This window comes from Delftia sp. UME58, from assembly GCF_014170385.1.
Lineage (GTDB): Bacteria > Pseudomonadota > Gammaproteobacteria > Burkholderiales > Burkholderiaceae_C > Comamonas > Comamonas acidovorans.
Genome location: NZ_LZZV01000105.1, coordinates 18,177 through 33,768 on the forward strand (window position 1 = coordinate 18,177; position 15,592 = coordinate 33,768).

A 15,592-nucleotide genomic window follows, 5' to 3' on the forward strand; every position below is an offset into this window, starting at 1 on the left:
CCCGTCCAGGCCCGCTGCGGCACCCACTCCTCCTTAACGCTCTGCGCCATCCACCTTGAGATAGCGCGCAACGCCTTGCGCCGCCTGCAGACCGCTGGCCATGCACGCCGTCAGCAGGTAGCCGCCCGTGGGAGCCTCCCAGTCCAGCATCTCGCCGGCGCAGAAAACGCCAGGAGCGGCTGCGCACATGCCGTTGGCGTCCAGAGCTTCCAGCCGCACGCCGCCTGCCGTGCTGATGGCCTCGTCAATGGGTCGGGCCGCCACCACGGTGATGGGCAGGGCCTTGATGGCATGGGCCAGCCGCACAGGGTCAGCTACACCTTCCTTGCCCAGCACCTCATGCAGCACGGCGGCCTTGATGCCGTCCAGACCCAGGCGCCCCTTCAGATGGCTGGCCAGGCTGCGCGAGCCGCGCGGATGGCGCACTTCCACCAGCACGCGCTCGGGCGTCAACTGGGGCAGCAGGTCGAGATGGACGGTGGCCTGCCCGTCGCGCGCAATCGCTTCGCGCAACGCCGCAGAGACGGCATAGATCAGGCTGCCCTCCACGCCCGTGGTCGTGGCAATGAATTCGCCCTTGCGCGAGAAAACATGGCCCTTGCCATCATCAAAGGACAGTGCCACCGACTTGAACGGCTGACCTGCAAAGCGCTCGGTGAAATAAGGACTCCAGCCGCGCGCAGGCTGGGGGCTGGCGCCCAGCAGCTCGGCCATGAACTCCCGGCGATCGATCTGTCCGCCCGAAGCCGCGCCATCCAGACCCACATCGAACCCGCAGTTGGAAGGCTTCAACACAGCGACTTCAACACCGCGCTGCTCCAGCAAGGGCAGCCAGGCGCCATCCGAGCCTAGGCGCGCCCAGCTGCCACCGCCCAATGCCAGCACCACGGCCCTTGCCCGCACCTGCAGCCGCCCTTCGGGTGTATCAAAGCCCAGCGCATCGCCGTCCTGCCAGCCCAGCCAGCGGTGGCGCGTGTGCAGCACCACGCCCTGGGTCTGCAGACGCACCAGCCAGGCACGCAGCAAGGGCGCAGCCTTCATGTCCTTGGGGAATACGCGGCCCGAGCTGCCCACAAAGGTTTCCACGCCCAGTTCACCGGCCCAGGCACGCAGTTGATCCGGGGACAGCAGTTCCAGCCAGCGCGACACCTCGGCACTGCGCTCGCCGTAGCGGGAGACAAAGGCGGGCAGGTTTTCGGAATGGGTCAGGTTGAGCCCGCCCTTGCCTGCCATGAGGAACTTGCGCCCAGCAGAGGACTTGGCCTCGAACACATGGACATCCAGCCCCTTGCCGGCCAGCCCTTCGGCCGCCATCAGGCCCGCAGGCCCCGCACCGATCACCGCCACATCGCAGTTCATCGTGCGCGCTGCCGCACCGGGTTCAAAAGCATCCATCACATCAGTTTCCATTCCATGCTCGCATTCAACTTGGCGCTGCCGGCCGGCACATATGCCTGCAGCGCGGGCGCGCAGAATACCCTGCCGCAGGCCGGTCTGCGCGCAGGCGCCACTAATTCCCGGAGTCCCGGCAACCCTGTCGCCACCCCATAAACAGCTATGACAGTCATAGCATTGAGCTACCGCCCATACGGTGCAGCAGGTGATAGGTTTCTGTCACAATCTTTTTGCGGTGCGGATTTTCCTGCGCCTTCCTCATTGCGAAAAATCAAGGACTCCACCCATGGCCAGCGAACTGATCAAACACATCTCCGACGCAAGCTTTGAAGCCGACGTCTTGCAGCCTGGCACCACGGTGCTGGTCGATTACTGGGCCGAATGGTGCGGCCCCTGCAAGATGATCGCCCCCATCCTCGACGAAGCAGCGCAGACCTACAAGGAAAAGCTGTCCATCGCCAAGATGAATGTGGACGAGAACCGCGAGATCCCCGCCAAGTTCGGCATCCGCGGCATCCCCACGCTGATGCTGTTCAAGGATGGCCAGCTGGCCGCCACCAAGGTGGGCGCCCTCAACAAGGCACAGCTGTCCGCCTTCCTGGAACAGCACCTGGCCTGATTCCCCCGACGGCCCCGCACACGGGGCCGTCACAGATGCGGGCCGGCGTTGACCGCCGCTCCGCATCGCACTGGCGCACAAACGAGGCGCCAGCGCAAATTTCCCTGTGACCTTCGGATTTTTTCCTGTCATAATGCCCTTCATCACCGGCCTTATGCATTGAAGGCCGCGCTGAGACCCTCAGGCAAGCCAGCCCACTTCCACAGTGTTTCGCTTGGCTCAACGCCTTCCCCTGGTTTCTTTCCACTCCGTTCTGGAGTCACTCCATGCACCTTAATGAACTCAAGGCACTGCACGTGTCTGAAGTCCTGAAGCAGGCCGAAGCGCTTGAGATCGAAAACGTCGGTCGCATGCGCAAGCAAGAGTTGATGTTCGCCATCATCAAAAAGCGAGCCAAGGCAGGCGAACAAGTGTTCGCCGACGGCGTGCTGGAAATCCTGCCGGACGGTTTCGGCTTTCTGCGCAGCCCCGACACCAGCTATACGGCCAGCACCGACGACATCTACATCTCGCCCAGCCAGGTCCGCCGCTTCAACCTGCACACCGGCGACATGATCGAAGGTGAAGTGCGCACGCCCAAGGATGGCGAGCGCTATTTCGCACTGACCAAGCTCGACTCCGTCAACGGCGGCTCGCCCGAGCAGAACAAGCACAAGGTGCTGTTCGAGAATCTGACCCCGCTGTTCCCCACCCAGCAGCTGCGCCTGGAGCGCGAGATCAAGGGCGAGGAGAACATCACCGGCCGCATCATCGACATCATCGCCCCCATCGGCCGCGGCCAGCGCGCGCTGATCGTCGCACCGCCCAAGAGCGGCAAGACCATGATGATGCAGAGCATCGCCCATTCCATCACGGCCAACCATCCCGACGTGCACCTGATGGTGCTGCTGGTCGATGAGCGCCCCGAAGAAGTGACCGAGATGCAGCGCTCGGTCAAGGGCGAAATCATCGCCTCCACCTTCGACGAGCCCGCCACGCGCCACGTGCACGTGGCCGAGATGGTGATCGAGCGCGCCAAGCGCCTGGTCGAGCTCAAGAAGGACGTGGTCATCCTGCTGGACTCCATCACCCGCCTGGCCCGCGCCTACAACAACGTCGTGCCCTCGTCGGGCAAGGTGCTGTCGGGCGGCGTGGACTCCAACGCCCTGCAGCGCCCCAAGCGCTTCTTCGGCGCGGCACGCAATGTGGAAGAAGGCGGCTCGCTGACCATCATCGCCACGGCCCTGGTCGATACCGGCAGCCGCATGGACGAAGTGATCTTCGAAGAGTTCAAGGGCACGGGCAACAGCGAACTGGCCCTGAACCGCCGCCTCTACGAAAAGCGCGTGTTCCCCGCCATCGAACTCAACAAGAGCGGCACACGCCGCGAAGAACTGCTGCTGGCTCCCGAGATCCTGCAAAAGACCCGCATCCTGCGCCAGTTCATGTACAACATGGACGAGATCGAGGCCATGGAGCTGATGATCAAGAACATGCGGGCCACCAAGACCAACGTGGACTTCTTCGACATGATGCGCCGCGGCGGCTGATCGCAGCGATCCAGCCCACGGCCCCTACAGACGCCTCGCTCACGCGGGGCGTTTTGCATTCCAGCCGCCCGTCTCACCAAGCTGCGACAGACGTGCCCAGCGCACAGGCCGCGCGCTCCCAATGCATGGGCGCACCCGCCACCTCCACCGGCGCCCGCAGGCGCCGCGCCGCGCCCCAGGAGGTCGCCTCGATCGCCGCGCTGAAATCCTCGGCACCGTTCACCGGCGCCAGCAGGCAGGCATCCGGGTCGCCCACGCCATGCCCCGCCAGAAGATGGGCCGTGCGCGCCAACGAGGCGCGCACCGTGCTGCCGCCCTGCCCCTGCATGCGCCGCACCAGCGCCATCACCACGGCGGCAGCCATCAGATAGCCGGTGGCGTGGTCCAGCGCCTGCAGCGGCAGCGGCGTGGGTCGGTCACGGCCCAGCCGGTGCATGCCTGCATCGGCGATGCTGGCGCTCATCTGCACCAGGCTGTCGAAGCCGCGCCGCTGCTGCCAGGGCCCGCTCCAGCCATAGGCATTGAGCGACACATCGATGAGCCAGGGATTCAGCCGACGGCGCCACGCGGCCCCGAATCCCAGCCCCTCCAGCGCACCGTCCCGGTAACCGTGGACCAGCACGTCGGCACCGGCCAGCAGTTGCTCGAACACGACACGATCCTGCGGCGCCCGCAGGTCCAGCCGGGCACAGCGCTTGCCCAGCGTGACTTCCGGCACCGTGCCAGGCTCCTCCCAGCCCGGTGGATCGATACGCAACACCTCGGCGCCGTGGCCCGCCAGCCATCGCGTGGCAGCGGGGCCGGCCAGAATGCGCGTCAGGTCCAGCACGCGCAGCCCCTGCAGCGGCCGCTGCGCCGATGGTTGCCACGCACCAGTACTGAAACTGAAGGGCTGGCCCGGCTGCGGATGCGCCTGCCACGCCAGCAAAGGCTCCTGCTGCACGGCCTGCCCCTGCGGATGCGCAGCCCAGGCAGCCAGCCCGCGCATGGCGGCGGCACAGCCTCCCTGCGCGACAACGGCCGACTCCAACTCATGCGCCGTCCAGCGGCTCACCGCCGTCGCCACAGCCTCCCGGTCAGCCGGTGCGCCGAGCACGGCCAGCGCCGCTGCGCGGTGGTGGGGCGCATTGGTATGCAGGCGGATCCAGCCATCGGCCGTGCGGTAGTCACCGGCCACGGCGTCCCACAGCGCGGGCATCTCCCAGCCCAGTGGATGCAGGCTGCTGCCAAACCACAGGGACGCGAGCCTGCGGTCCACAACCACCTGCGGCGCGGCAGCGCCGCATTGGGCCACCAACTCGGAGATGGCAAGGCCTGCCACACCCAGGCTGGCTGCCGCCAGATCGGAGACCGGGAACACCGAGGCCAAGGCGCCTTGCCCGCGCATCTCCAGACGGTGCAGCGCGCCGTGGGCACCTCCCAATGCCGCCCAGATCTGGGCGGCGCAGTGATCAAAAGCGGAAGAGGTCGGAAGACTGGACATGGAGCACTCCTGGCAACGGAAACAAGGGTTGGAACCCGCACCATAGATTTCCAGAAAATATTGTCAATATTGATTAAATAAATCAACATATCATCACACCCATGCCCGACTACCTGAACTCGACCGAAGCCACCGCACTGCTGGGCGTGAGCCGCGCCACGCTGTATGCCTATGTCAGCCGAGGACTGCTGCACGCCCACGCGGCAGACACGCCGCGCGAAAGCCGCTACCTGCGCGAGGAGGTCGAGCAGCTCGCACGCCAGCGCGGCCAGGGCCGCAAGCCGCGCGAAGTGGCCCAGGCCGCGCTCAGCTGGGGCCTGCCGGTGCTGGAGTCATCGATCACATTGATAGAACAGGGTCGCCTGTACTACCGAGGCGAGGATGCCGTGGACTGGGCGCGAACCCGCACGCTGGAGGAGACGGCCGCCCTCCTCTGGCAATGCCCGACCACGGAGGCCTTCGCGGCAAACGCCGTGGAGGCCGCGCCTTTGCTGTCCGACCTTCAGCAGCGCATGGCCGGCCAACCGTGCGAAAACACATTGCTGCCCCTGTTCACCGTCGCCAGCGATGACGCGGCCACTGCCGCATGGCAGCAATCGCCAGAACGGCTGGCGGCTGGCTGCGGAGCGCTCCTGCGCCTGCTGGCGGCCTGCCTGCTGGGCACGGCGCCGGACAAGACCCCCATCCACCTGCAATGCGCCCAGGCCTGGGCGCTGGACGCACAAGGCGCCGACCTGGTGCGCATGGCCCTGGTGCTGTGCGCCGACCATGAACTCAACGCCTCCGGCTTCACGGCGCGCTGCGTGGCATCCACGGGCGCCAGCCTGCGGGCGGCCGTGGTGGGAGGCCTTGCCGCCCTGACGGGCGGGCGCCACGGCGGCACGACCGCGCGTGTCGAGGCGCTCTGGGACGAGCTGGGCGAGGCGCAGGCCCCGGCACGCCTGCGCCAGCGCCTGGCGCGCGGCGAGACCCTGCCCGGCTTCGGCCACCACCTCTACCCCGAAGGCGATGTGCGCGCCGCCCTGCTGCTGGAAATGCTGCCCAGGCAGGGACCGGCGGCGGCCCTGGCGGCCGAAGTGATGGCACTCACTGGCCTTGCCCCTTCGGTCGATTTCGCATTGGTGGCACTGCGGCGCCACCTGCAGCTGCCGGCGGGCAGCGCCTTCGGGCTGTTCGCTCTGGGCCGCTGCGCAGGCTGGCTGGCGCAGGCGCTGGAGCAGCGCGCCACCCGGCAGATCATTCGGCCGCGCGCGGCGTACACGGGCCCCAGGCCCGGCGGCTTGGCACGCAACTGAGCACTATGCAATAATGCAGGGCTTTTTCTTGCGGAAAGTACGCTTGATTTGAACCGCTACAAAGGTTGCAGCGGGTCAGGCACGGCTACCGCACTTGCATCAGAAGGAAAGATCATGAAAGAAGGCATCCACCCCAACTACCGCGAAGTTCTGTTCGTGGACCTGTCCAACGGCTTCAAGTTCGTGACCCGCTCCTGCGTGAACACGAAGGAAACCGACACCTTCGAAGGCAAGGACTACCCCCTGTTCAAGCTGGACACCTCGTCCGAGTCGCACCCCTTCTACACCGGCACGCAAAAGTCGGTGGACAACATGGGCGGCCGTGTGGAGCGCTTCCGCAACCGTTTCGGCAAGAAGTAAATCCTGCTTCTCCGGCCAGAAGGGCAGCACGGGCAACCGCGCTGCCCTTTTGTTTTTCGCAGTCCGGCCAATCCCCGCCGGCCAGTCATGTCCCACGCTTTTCGAGGCCCTTGCTTCGCGTATTCTTGCGCCCTCCGTTGCAGAAAGTCCTGTGAGTGAACCAGCCCACCCCTGCCATCGTTGCCCAAAGCGCCGTGCGCCGCCTGCCCCGCTGGTCGCTGTTGCTGCTGTGCCTGGCCTATGTCGTGCCCGGATATGTGGGGCGCAGCCCCTGGCGCATGGCCGACATGGAGGCCTTCGGCTACATGCGGGAGCTGGCCCTGGGCCATACCTCGTGGCTGGCACCGCGCATGGCGGGCCTGCTGCCCGAATCCGAGGGCCTGCTGTCGTACTGGCTCGGTGCGCTGGCCATGCAGGGAGCGCCTTCCTGGCTGCATCCGGAGATGGCGGCACGCCTGCCCTTCATCGCCATGCTGGTGCTCACGCTGACGGCCACCTGGTGGGGCGTGTACTACCTGGCGCGCACGCCGGGCGCGCGCCCCGTGGCCTTTGCCTTTGGCGGCGAGGCACAGCCCACCGACTACGCACGCGCCATGGCCGATGGCGGCCTGCTGGCCCTGGTGGCCTGCCTGGGCCTGGCCCAGCTTTCCCATGAGACCACCAGCTACATGACCCAGCTCGGCTGCGCGGCCCTGCTGTTCTTTGCCGCCGCAGCCATGCCCTACCACGGCCGCACCGCGATGCTGGCGCTGCTGCTGGGCCTGCCCGGCCTGGCGCTGAGCGGCGCGCCGACCGTGGCCACGCTGTTCGGCCTGGGCGGTGCGGCCATGGCGTTTTTCTCGCGTACCTGGGGTGACGAGCCCTCGCCCGCGCCGCGCGAGGCACGCATCTGGACCGCGCTGTGGCTGGGCGTCACGCTGCTGGCGGCGGCACTGTCCTTGTGGCTGGACCAATGGGCCTGGCGCCTTGTGGACAGCGGCACCGCCAAGGAGTGGCAAAGCCTGGTTCGGCTGCTGCTGTGGTTCAGCTGGCCGGCCTGGCCGCTGGCCATGTGGACCCTGTGGGTCTGGCGCCGCCAGATCGCCACGCCTCGCCGCTATCCCCATCTGGCGCTGCCGCTATGGTTTGCCATCATTCCGGTGATCGCCTCGCTGAGCACGCTGCCTGCGGACCGCGCCCTGCTGCTGGGCCTGCCCGCCATCGCCACGCTGGCAGCCTTTGCCCTGCCGACGCTGCGCCGCAGCATCAGCGCCTTGATCGACTGGTTCACCCTGCTGTTCTTCAGTGCCGCCGCCATTGCCATCTGGGTGATCTGGCTCTCGCTGCAGACCGGCATTCCCGCAAAGCCGGCCGCCAATGTGGCCAGGCTGGCCCCGCAGTTCACGCCCGAATTCTCGGTGTTCTCCTTCGCCGTGGCGGTTGCCGCCACCTTGGCCTGGTGCGTGCTCGTCGCCTGGCGCACATCGCGCAACCGCGCCGCCATCTGGAAGAGCCTGGTGCTGCCGGCCAGCGGCGCCACGCTGGGCTGGCTGCTGCTGATGACGCTGTGGCTGCCGCTGCTGGACCATGCGCGCAGCTTCGAGCCGCAGATACGCCAGGTGCTGGCCGAACTGCCCAGGGATGGCAGCTGCGTGCAAACCTATGGCCTGCCCCGCGCGCACATTGCGGCGCTGCGCTTTTACGGCGACATCGACACCCAACGCCTGAGCATGGCCGGCGCCGCCCGCTGCGACTGGATGGTGGCCGAGGAAGAAACCTGGCTGGACCCGCACAGTGCACGCCTGCAGGGCACCTGGGAAACCGTGGCCCGCGTGGTGCGCCCCACCGATCGCAAGGACTTCCTGCTGGTCTTGAAGCGCAGGCCCGAGGCAGGCCCCGCCCAGGCCAGGCCATGAGCCAGCCTGCGCGCGCGCCACTGGGTACCGAACGGCGCACCATCGCCCAGCACGCGCTGACCGTGCTGGCCGGGCAGCTGGCGGTGATGGCCTTCGGCGTGACCGACACCATCGTGGCGGGCCGCTACGCCGAAGAGGCGCTGGCAGCGCTGTCCGTGGGCTCGGCCATCTTCGTGAGTGTCTATGTCTCGCTGATGGGCATCTTCCAGGCCCTGCTGCCGCTGTGGGCCGAGCATCGCGGGGCCGGACAGCCCGAGGCCATAGGCCGCACGCTGCGCCAGGCCATGTACATGCTGCTGGCCGCCTGCGCCCTGGGCATGGGCGTGCTGCTGTTTCCCGATGCGCTGCTGCGCTGGGCCGATGTGCCGCCACCGCTGCAGGTGGAGGTGCGGGCCTATCTTTCGGTGCTGGCCTGGAGCCTTCCGGCCGCGCTGCTGTTTCGCATCTACAGCACACTGAACCAGGCGCTGGGCCATCCCCTGCTGGTGACCTGGCTGCAGTTGCTGTCGCTGCTGCTGAAAATCCCCCTGTCGATCTGGCTGGCCTTTGGCGGCGCCGGCCTGCCTGCGCTGGGCGCCGAGGGCTGTGCCTGGGCCACGCTGGTGGTGAACTACGCCATGGTTGCCCTCGCATTCGTGCTGATGCGCAGCCAGGGCCTGTATGCGCCCTTGGCGCTGTGGCGGCGCATGGAGCCCCCGGACTGGCCGCAACTGGTGCAGTTCGCTCGACTGGGCGTTCCTGCAGGGCTGGCAATTTTGGTGGAGGTGACCTCGTTCACGCTGATGGCCTTGTTCGTGGCGCGCCAGGGCACGCTGGCCTCGGCCAGCCACCAGATTGCTGCCAATCTTGCGGCGCTGTGCTACATGGTGCCCCTGTCGCTGGCGATTGCCACCAGCGCGCGGATCAGCTACTGGCGCGGCGCGGGGGACGAGGCTATGGCGCGCCGCCTTGTCACCATGGGCTGGCGGCTTGCGGCAACGGGTGGACTGGTGCTGGCCTCGGCACTGTTCCTGTCCCGCGAGGGCCTGGCCCGCATCTACAGCAGCAACCCCGAGGTGGTGGCCACTACCGCCAGCCTGCTGGCCTGGGTGGCTGCCTACCATGTGGCCGACGCCGTGCAGACCTTCTGCCTCTTCGTGCTGCGCTGCTACCGCATCACCGTGGCGCCGCTGGTCATCTACTGCCTGCTGCTGTGGGGCGGCGGACTGGCCGGCGGATACTGGCTGGCCTACGGCACGGACAGCGCCCTGCCCGCCTGGCTGCACCATGGCACGCCCGCCCCGTTCTGGGCCGGCAGTGCCTGTGCGCTGCTGGTGACGGCCCTGGTGTTCAGCACCATCGTGCGCAAAGCCACAAGCCGCTGAACGGCCTTGGCCGTTCACACGGGGCCACCCCTATGCTGCGCGGCTTTCGCGGGCCTCGCCGACTTCGCGCGTGCCTGGGGCCGCAACGCGGACACGGCTGGCCGGAAAGGTCACGGAAAATTCCGACCCCTGGCCCGGCGCGCTGGTGATGCCCAGCTTGGCGCCATGGCGCTGCAGCACGTGCTTGACGATGGCCAGGCCCAGGCCCGTGCCGCCGGTGTCGCGCGAACGGCTGCGGTCCACACGGTAAAAGCGTTCTGTCAGGCGTGCCAGGTGCTTGGGTTCGATGCCAGGCCCGGAGTCGTGCACGGCAAAGCGTGCCGATCCATCAGGCAAGGTCTCCCAGGCCACCTCGATGCGCCCGCCTGCCGGCGTGTAGCGCATGGCGTTGGCCAGCAGATTGGAGAAAGCGCTTTGCAGCTCGGCGCTGGCGCCGGCCACCTCACCGGCCTGCGCCAGCACCTCGGCCGACGGAAAGCTCAGCGCATGCGGCAGGGATTGCTTGCGCGTGAGCATGGAAGACAGGCCGCGCGCCTCGTTCTCGCAGCGCTGCATCAGCTGGGCCACGGGCACCCATTCGTTGCTGCTGGGCAAGGGGCTGCCCTCCAGGCGCGACAGCGCCAGCAGGTCTTCCACCAGATGCTGCATGCGCTCGGCCTGCTGGGCCATCAGTCCCAGGTAGCGGTTGCGCTCCTCGGGCTCCAGCGGCAGGTTCTGCAACGTCTCCACAAAGCCTACGAGAACGGTCAGCGGCGTGCGGATCTCATGCGAAACATTGGCCACGAAGTCGCGGCGCATGGCCTCGGCCTGCTCCACCGCGGTGACATCGCGCGCCAGCAGCAGCTTGCGCCCTTCGCCATAGCCATACAGCTGTACCGACAGCTTGACGGGCCGCGAGGCCGTGCTTTCGCGGCCCTGCATGACCAGGTCGCGTGAGAAGTCCTGGGTGGCGAAATAGGCGCTGAACTCGGGATCGCGCACCAGGTTGCCAATGCTTTGCAGCAGGTCGCGTTCGGCATCGAAGCCGAACTGCCGCGCCGCGATCTGGTTGCACCATTCGATGCGCCCATCGGCGTCCAGCAGGACCACGCCATTGGGGCTGGCCTGCAGGGCCGAAAGAATGTCGTTGAGGCGCTGATCGCCCTGCTGCACCTGCTGCACGCTCTGGCGCAGCCACCGGCGCATGCGCACGCTGGCCTCGCCCCAGATGCCGCTGAGTTCGGGCGCCTCCCGCAGCTCGGACTGGCGCAGCCAGGACAGCAGGCGCATGGCATTCCAGCTGTCCACCAGCCACCAGATCCAGCCCGCGCACAGCGCCCCCGTCAGGGCCGCCACGGCCTGGGCGGCCATGCCGGGGCTGGAGGCGGACATGACGCCCCAGAGCCACCAACCCAGCAATGCGCCCGCGATCTGGGACGCCAACAAGCGAAAACCTCGCCAACCCATACTTGCGCCTTCTTTGCGTTGTATTCGCTGCCCTGGGCAGCGGCGCCCTGGCATGGCCCGCGAAGGCCATGCGTGGATTCATGCGGAAAAAACGACCTCAGGCCAGCGCCTGCGCGCTGAGCCGGTAGCCGGCGCCGCGTACCGTCTCGATCAATGCACCGGCCATGCCCAGCGCCTCGCGCAGCCGCTTGACGTGCACGTCCACCGTGCGCTCCTCGATGAAGACGTGATCGCCCCAGACCTTGTCCAGCAACTGGGCACGGCTGTGCACGCGCTCGGGGTGCTTCATCAGGTAGTGCAGCAGCTTGAACTCGGTGGGCCCCACCTTGATCATGTCGCCCTGCCAGCTCACGCGGTGCGCGGCGGCATCGAGCACCAGCTCGCCGATATTGACCTTGTCCTGAATCTGCTCGGGCGCACGGCGCCGCAGCACGGCACGGATGCGCGCGAGCAGCTCCTGGGTCGAGAAGGGCTTGGTGATGTAGTCATCGGCGCCCGCATCGAGCCCCGCCACCTTGTCGGGTTCATCGCCGCGCGCCGTGAGCATCAGAATGGGCACGGCCTTGGTGCGGCTGTCCGCGCGCCATTTGCGCGCCAGGGACAGGCCGCTGGCGCCGGGCAGCATCCAGTCGAGCAGGATCACGTCGGGCAGCACGGCATCGAGCTCGCGCTGCGCCGTCACGCCGTCCTCGGCCCAGACCGGCTGGAAGCCGTTGTGCCGCAGGTTGACAGCGATCAGCTCCGCGATGGCGGGCTCGTCCTCGACGATGAGGACCATGGGCATCTTCTTCATCCGTTGTTCGCCTCCGGCACTTACAGCACTGCCGACTCGATGGCATCCATGGTCTGGTGACGGACATCCTTGCCCTCCACCAGATAGATGATCAGCTCGGCCACATTCTTGGAATGGTCGCCGATGCGCTCGATCGCCTTGGCCAGGAACAGCAGGTCCAGGCTGGCCGAGATGGTACGCGGGTCTTCCATCATGTAGGTGATGAGCTTGCGCACGAAGCCGTCGAACTCCTGGTCGATCAGATCATCTTCCTTGAGGATGGCCACGGCCGCCTTGGTATCCAGGCGAGCAAAGGCGTCCAGCGTCTTGCGCAGCAGGCCCGAGGCCATCTCGGCCGCCGTGCGCAGGTCGCCCGTGGGCAGGGAGCGCGCAGCACCGCTTTCGATGATGGACTTGACCATGCGCGCCATCTTGTGCGCTTCGTCACCCATGCGCTCCAGATTGGCCGTGGCCTTGGAGAAGGCGATCAGCAGGCGCAGGTCGCGCGCCGTGGGCTGGCGCCGGGCGATGATGGACGAGAGTTCGTGGTCGATCTCCACTTCCATGGCGTTGACGCGCTTTTCCGCGGCATCGACCTGCTCCACGGCCTCGATGCTGAAGCGCGACAGCGCATAGACCGCCTGGCGGATCTGGGACTCGACCAGACCGCCGAGCTCCATGACGCGCGCAGAGACGCGGTTGAGTTCGCTGTCGAACTGGCTGGAAAGGTGTTTTTCGTTCATCGATTGCTCCTGCTCAGCCGAAGCGGCCTGTGATGTAGTCTTCCGTTTCCTTGCGCTGGGGCTTGAAGAACATCTGTTCGGTGTCTCCGAATTCCACCAGGTCGCCCAGGTACATGTAGGCCGTGTAGTCGCTGCAGCGCGCTGCCTGCTGCATGTTGTGCGTCACGATGACGACGGTGTAGTCGTTCTTCAGCTCGGCAATCAGCTCCTCGATCTTGGCCGTGGAGATCGGGTCCAGGGCCGAGCAAGGCTCGTCGAGCAACAGTACTTCAGGCTTGATGGCAATGCCGCGTGCAATGCACAGGCGCTGCTGCTGGCCGCCGGACAGGCCCGAGCCGCTTTGCTGCAGCTTGTCCTTGACCTCGCCCCACAGCGCGGCCTTGCGCAGCGCCCATTCGACACGGTCGTCCATGTCGGACGAGCTCAGGTTCTCGAACAGCTTCACGCCGAAGGCAATGTTGTCGTAGATGGACATGGGAAACGGCGTGGGCTTCTGGAAGACCATGCCCACCTTGGCGCGGATCAGCGCCACGTCCTGCTTGCTGGTCAGCAGGTTCTCGCCGTCCAGCATGATCTGGCCTTCGGCGCGCTGCTCCGGGTACAGCTCGAACATGCGGTTGAAGGTACGCAGCAGCGTGGACTTGCCGCAGCCCGAAGGACCGATGAAGGCCGTGACCTTCTTTTCGGGGATGTCCAGGTTGATGCCCTTCAAGGCGTGGAACTTGCCGTAGTAGAAGTTCAGGTCGCGAACCGTCAGCTTGGAGGAGTTCAGCGCGGTGGAAGAGGTCGCAGTCATTGCGTGATCCTTGTCCTTGTTGATTGCTTGTTGCTGCATTACTTCTGGCGGGTCAGGAACCGCGCCAGGATATTGAGGCCGAGCACCGCCACGGTGATCAGGAACACGCCGGCCCAGGCCAGCTGCTGCCAATTCTCGTAGGGGCTCATCGCGAACTTGAAGATCGTCACCGGCAGGCTGGCCATGGGCTTGGACAGGTCGGCATTCCAGAACTGGTTGTTCAGCGCCGTGAACAGCAGCGGAGCGGTTTCCCCGGCAATGCGGGCCACGGCCAGCAGCACGCCGGTGATCACGCCGGCACGCGCTGCACGCAGCGTCACCATGATGATGACCTTCCACTTGGGCGTGCCCAGCGCGTAGGCGGCTTCGCGCAGGCTGGCGGGCACCAGCACCAGCATGTTCTCGGTGGTGCGGATGACCACCGGAATCACGATCAGCGCCAGCGCCACCACGCCCGCATAGCCGGAAAAGCTCTTGAAACGCGCCACGACCACGGTGTAGACGAACAGGCCGATCACGATGGAAGGCGCCGACAGCAGGATGTCGTTGACGAAGCGCGTGGTATTGGCCAGCCAGCCGCGCGCATCGTATTCGGCCAGGTAGACACCGGCCATCACGCCGATGGGCGTGCCGACGAAGGTGGCCAGCGCCACCATGATCAGCGAGCCGAAGATGGCATTGGCAATGCCGCCCGCCTCGTTGGGCGGAGGCGTCATTTCGCTGAACAGCGCCAGGCTCAGGCCGCCTATGCCCAGCGTGATGGTTTCCCACAGGATCCAGATCAGCCAGAACACGCCGAAGGCCATGGCCGCCAGCGACAGGGTCAGCGCGACCTGGTTCACGCGCTTGCGCTTGGCGTATTTGGCCTGGCGCACGCGCGTCAGCTCGGCGGCATTGATCATCTTGGTGGAGGTGCTGCTCACGAGCGGGCTCCTTCATTCTTCTGCAGACGGTTGAGCAGCACCTTGGAGCAGGCCAGCACCACGAAGGTGATGAAGAACAGCACCAGGCCCAGATAGATCAGCGAAGCCTGGTGCAGGCCTTCGCCCGCTTCGGCAAACTCGTTGGCCAGCGCCGAGGTGATGCTGTTGGCAGCCTCGAAGACCGACAGCGAGTTGAGCTGGTTCATGTTGCCGATCACGAAGGTGACGGCCATGGTCTCGCCCAGCGCACGGCCCAGGCCCAGCATCACGCCACCGAGCACGCCGGTCTTGGTGTAGGGCAGCACGACCTTCCAGACCACTTCCCAGGTCGTGGAGCCCAGGCCGTAGGCCGACTCCTTGAGCAGGGCCGGCGTGACCTCGAACACGTCGCGCATCACCGAGGCGATGAAGGGGATGATCATGATGGCCAGGATGATGCCGGCCGACAGGATGCCGATGCCCACGGGCGGGCCGGACACGAAGGCTTCCAGATAAGGGACGCCCTGAAACAGCTTTTGCAGCGGCTGCTGCACATAGGTGGAGAGCACGGGACCGAAGACCATCAGCCCCCACATGCCGTAGACGATGGAAGGCACGGCGGCCAGCAGCTCGACGGCGGTGCCCAGCGGGCGCTTGAGCCAGGCCGGCGACAGCTCGGTGAGGAACAGGGCGATGCCAAAGCTCACGGGCACCGCAATCAGCAACGCGATGGCCGAAGTGGCCAGCGTGCCGTAAATCATGACCAGGCCGCCGAATTCGTTGCGAACGGGGTCCCAGACACTGCGGCCCAGGAAACTCAGGCCGTATTCATAGATGGCGGGCCAGGCACCGACCAGCAGCGAGGCCAGGATGGCCAGCAGCAGGCCCAGCGTCAGCAGCGCGGCCAGACGCGCGAGAGCGCCAAACAAGCGATCCGCCACGCGCCCCGAGAGCATCGGGGGGCGTAGCGGAGAAGGGGTGCGTCGCTGGGAA

14 protein-coding genes are annotated in these 15,592 nt (G+C 66.6%); 6 read left to right on the plus strand and 8 right to left on the minus strand.

What is annotated here, in order from left to right:
- Positions 1–33: 33 nt before the first annotated feature.
- Complete coding sequence (locus tag A9976_RS26950; protein WP_183021529.1) at positions 34–1,410, minus strand: TIGR03862 family flavoprotein; 1,377 nt, start codon at positions 1,408–1,410, stop codon at positions 34–36.
- 271 nt (positions 1,411–1,681) lie between these two features.
- Between A9976_RS26950 and trxA the strand changes: the two genes are divergently transcribed.
- Positions 1,682–2,014, plus strand: coding sequence for a thioredoxin TrxA (trxA, locus tag A9976_RS26955; protein WP_012206704.1), 333 nt, complete (start codon positions 1,682–1,684; stop codon positions 2,012–2,014).
- Positions 2,015–2,280: 266 nt separating this feature from the next.
- Positions 2,281–3,543 carry a transcription termination factor Rho gene (rho, locus tag A9976_RS26960; protein WP_012206705.1) on the plus strand — a complete coding sequence of 421 codons (1,263 nt, stop codon included), beginning with the start codon at positions 2,281–2,283 and terminating at the stop codon, positions 3,541–3,543.
- Positions 3,544–3,616: 73 nt separating this feature from the next.
- Here rho and A9976_RS26965 read toward each other — a convergent pair whose 3' ends face one another.
- Positions 3,617–5,026: a CoA transferase gene (locus A9976_RS26965; protein WP_183021530.1), complete on the minus strand. Its 1,410-nt coding sequence runs from the start codon at positions 5,024–5,026 to the stop codon at positions 3,617–3,619.
- 101 nt (positions 5,027–5,127) lie between these two features.
- On the opposite strand from A9976_RS26965, the gene A9976_RS26970 reads away from it, so the two are divergent.
- From A9976_RS26970 to A9976_RS26985, 4 genes are all read left to right on the plus strand, one after another.
- Positions 5,128–6,321 carry a citrate synthase family protein gene (locus A9976_RS26970; protein ID WP_183021531.1) on the plus strand — a complete coding sequence of 398 codons (1,194 nt, stop codon included), beginning with the start codon at positions 5,128–5,130 and terminating at the stop codon, positions 6,319–6,321.
- Positions 6,322–6,435: 114 nt separating this feature from the next.
- On the plus strand, positions 6,436–6,681 hold the full coding sequence (locus A9976_RS26975) for a type B 50S ribosomal protein L31 (protein ID WP_013801474.1): 246 nt from the start codon (positions 6,436–6,438) through the stop codon (positions 6,679–6,681).
- Positions 6,682–6,836: 155 nt separating this feature from the next.
- On the plus strand, positions 6,837–8,576 hold the full coding sequence (locus A9976_RS26980) for a hypothetical protein (protein ID WP_183021532.1): 1,740 nt from the start codon (positions 6,837–6,839) through the stop codon (positions 8,574–8,576).
- Complete coding sequence (locus A9976_RS26985) at positions 8,573–9,940, plus strand: MATE family efflux transporter (RefSeq protein WP_183021533.1); 1,368 nt, start codon at positions 8,573–8,575, stop codon at positions 9,938–9,940. The genes A9976_RS26980 and A9976_RS26985 overlap by 4 nt, the downstream gene beginning before the upstream one ends.
- A gap of 30 nt (positions 9,941–9,970) precedes the next feature.
- Here A9976_RS26985 and phoR read toward each other — a convergent pair whose 3' ends face one another.
- From phoR to pstC, 6 genes are all read right to left on the minus strand, one after another.
- Positions 9,971–11,365, minus strand: a complete 1,395-nt coding sequence (phoR, locus tag A9976_RS26990) for a phosphate regulon sensor histidine kinase PhoR (protein ID WP_183021534.1) — start codon at positions 11,363–11,365, stop codon at positions 9,971–9,973.
- Between the two features lie 118 nt (positions 11,366–11,483).
- Positions 11,484–12,179 carry a phosphate regulon transcriptional regulator PhoB gene (phoB, locus tag A9976_RS26995; RefSeq protein ID WP_012206712.1) on the minus strand — a complete coding sequence of 232 codons (696 nt, stop codon included), beginning with the start codon at positions 12,177–12,179 and terminating at the stop codon, positions 11,484–11,486.
- Between the two features lie 20 nt (positions 12,180–12,199).
- Positions 12,200–12,901 carry a phosphate signaling complex protein PhoU gene (gene phoU, locus A9976_RS27000; protein WP_012206713.1) on the minus strand — a complete coding sequence of 234 codons (702 nt, stop codon included), beginning with the start codon at positions 12,899–12,901 and terminating at the stop codon, positions 12,200–12,202.
- Positions 12,902–12,914: 13 nt separating this feature from the next.
- Positions 12,915–13,697, minus strand: coding sequence for a phosphate ABC transporter ATP-binding protein PstB (pstB, locus tag A9976_RS27005; protein WP_012206714.1), 783 nt, complete (start codon positions 13,695–13,697; stop codon positions 12,915–12,917).
- A 38-nt stretch (positions 13,698–13,735) separates the two neighbouring features.
- Complete coding sequence (pstA, locus tag A9976_RS27010; protein ID WP_183021633.1) at positions 13,736–14,599, minus strand: phosphate ABC transporter permease PstA; 864 nt, start codon at positions 14,597–14,599, stop codon at positions 13,736–13,738.
- A gap of 17 nt (positions 14,600–14,616) precedes the next feature.
- Complete coding sequence (gene pstC, locus A9976_RS27015) at positions 14,617–15,555, minus strand: phosphate ABC transporter permease subunit PstC (protein WP_016447461.1); 939 nt, start codon at positions 15,553–15,555, stop codon at positions 14,617–14,619.
- Positions 15,556–15,592 lie beyond the last annotated feature (37 nt).

Coding starts and splice junctions, on each gene's coding strand:
- pstB (WP_012206714.1), bottom strand. CDS start 13,697: ATGACTGCGACCTCTTCCACCGCGCTGAACTCCTCCAAGCTGACGGTT.
- rho (WP_012206705.1), top strand. CDS start 2,281: ATGCACCTTAATGAACTCAAGGCACTGCACGTGTCTGAAGTCCTGAAG.
- phoU (WP_012206713.1), bottom strand. CDS start 12,901: ATGAACGAAAAACACCTTTCCAGCCAGTTCGACAGCGAACTCAACCGC.
- A9976_RS26965 (WP_183021530.1), bottom strand. CDS start 5,026: ATGTCCAGTCTTCCGACCTCTTCCGCTTTTGATCACTGCGCCGCCCAG.
- A9976_RS26975 (WP_013801474.1), top strand. CDS start 6,436: ATGAAAGAAGGCATCCACCCCAACTACCGCGAAGTTCTGTTCGTGGAC.
- pstC (WP_016447461.1), bottom strand. CDS start 15,555: ATGCTCTCGGGGCGCGTGGCGGATCGCTTGTTTGGCGCTCTCGCGCGT.
- A9976_RS26985 (WP_183021533.1), top strand. CDS start 8,573: ATGAGCCAGCCTGCGCGCGCGCCACTGGGTACCGAACGGCGCACCATC.
- pstA (WP_183021633.1), bottom strand. CDS start 14,599: ATGATCAATGCCGCCGAGCTGACGCGCGTGCGCCAGGCCAAATACGCC.
- phoB (WP_012206712.1), bottom strand. CDS start 12,179: ATGAAGAAGATGCCCATGGTCCTCATCGTCGAGGACGAGCCCGCCATC.
- trxA (WP_012206704.1), top strand. CDS start 1,682: ATGGCCAGCGAACTGATCAAACACATCTCCGACGCAAGCTTTGAAGCC.
- A9976_RS26950 (WP_183021529.1), bottom strand. CDS start 1,410: ATGGAAACTGATGTGATGGATGCTTTTGAACCCGGTGCGGCAGCGCGC.
- A9976_RS26970 (WP_183021531.1), top strand. CDS start 5,128: ATGCCCGACTACCTGAACTCGACCGAAGCCACCGCACTGCTGGGCGTG.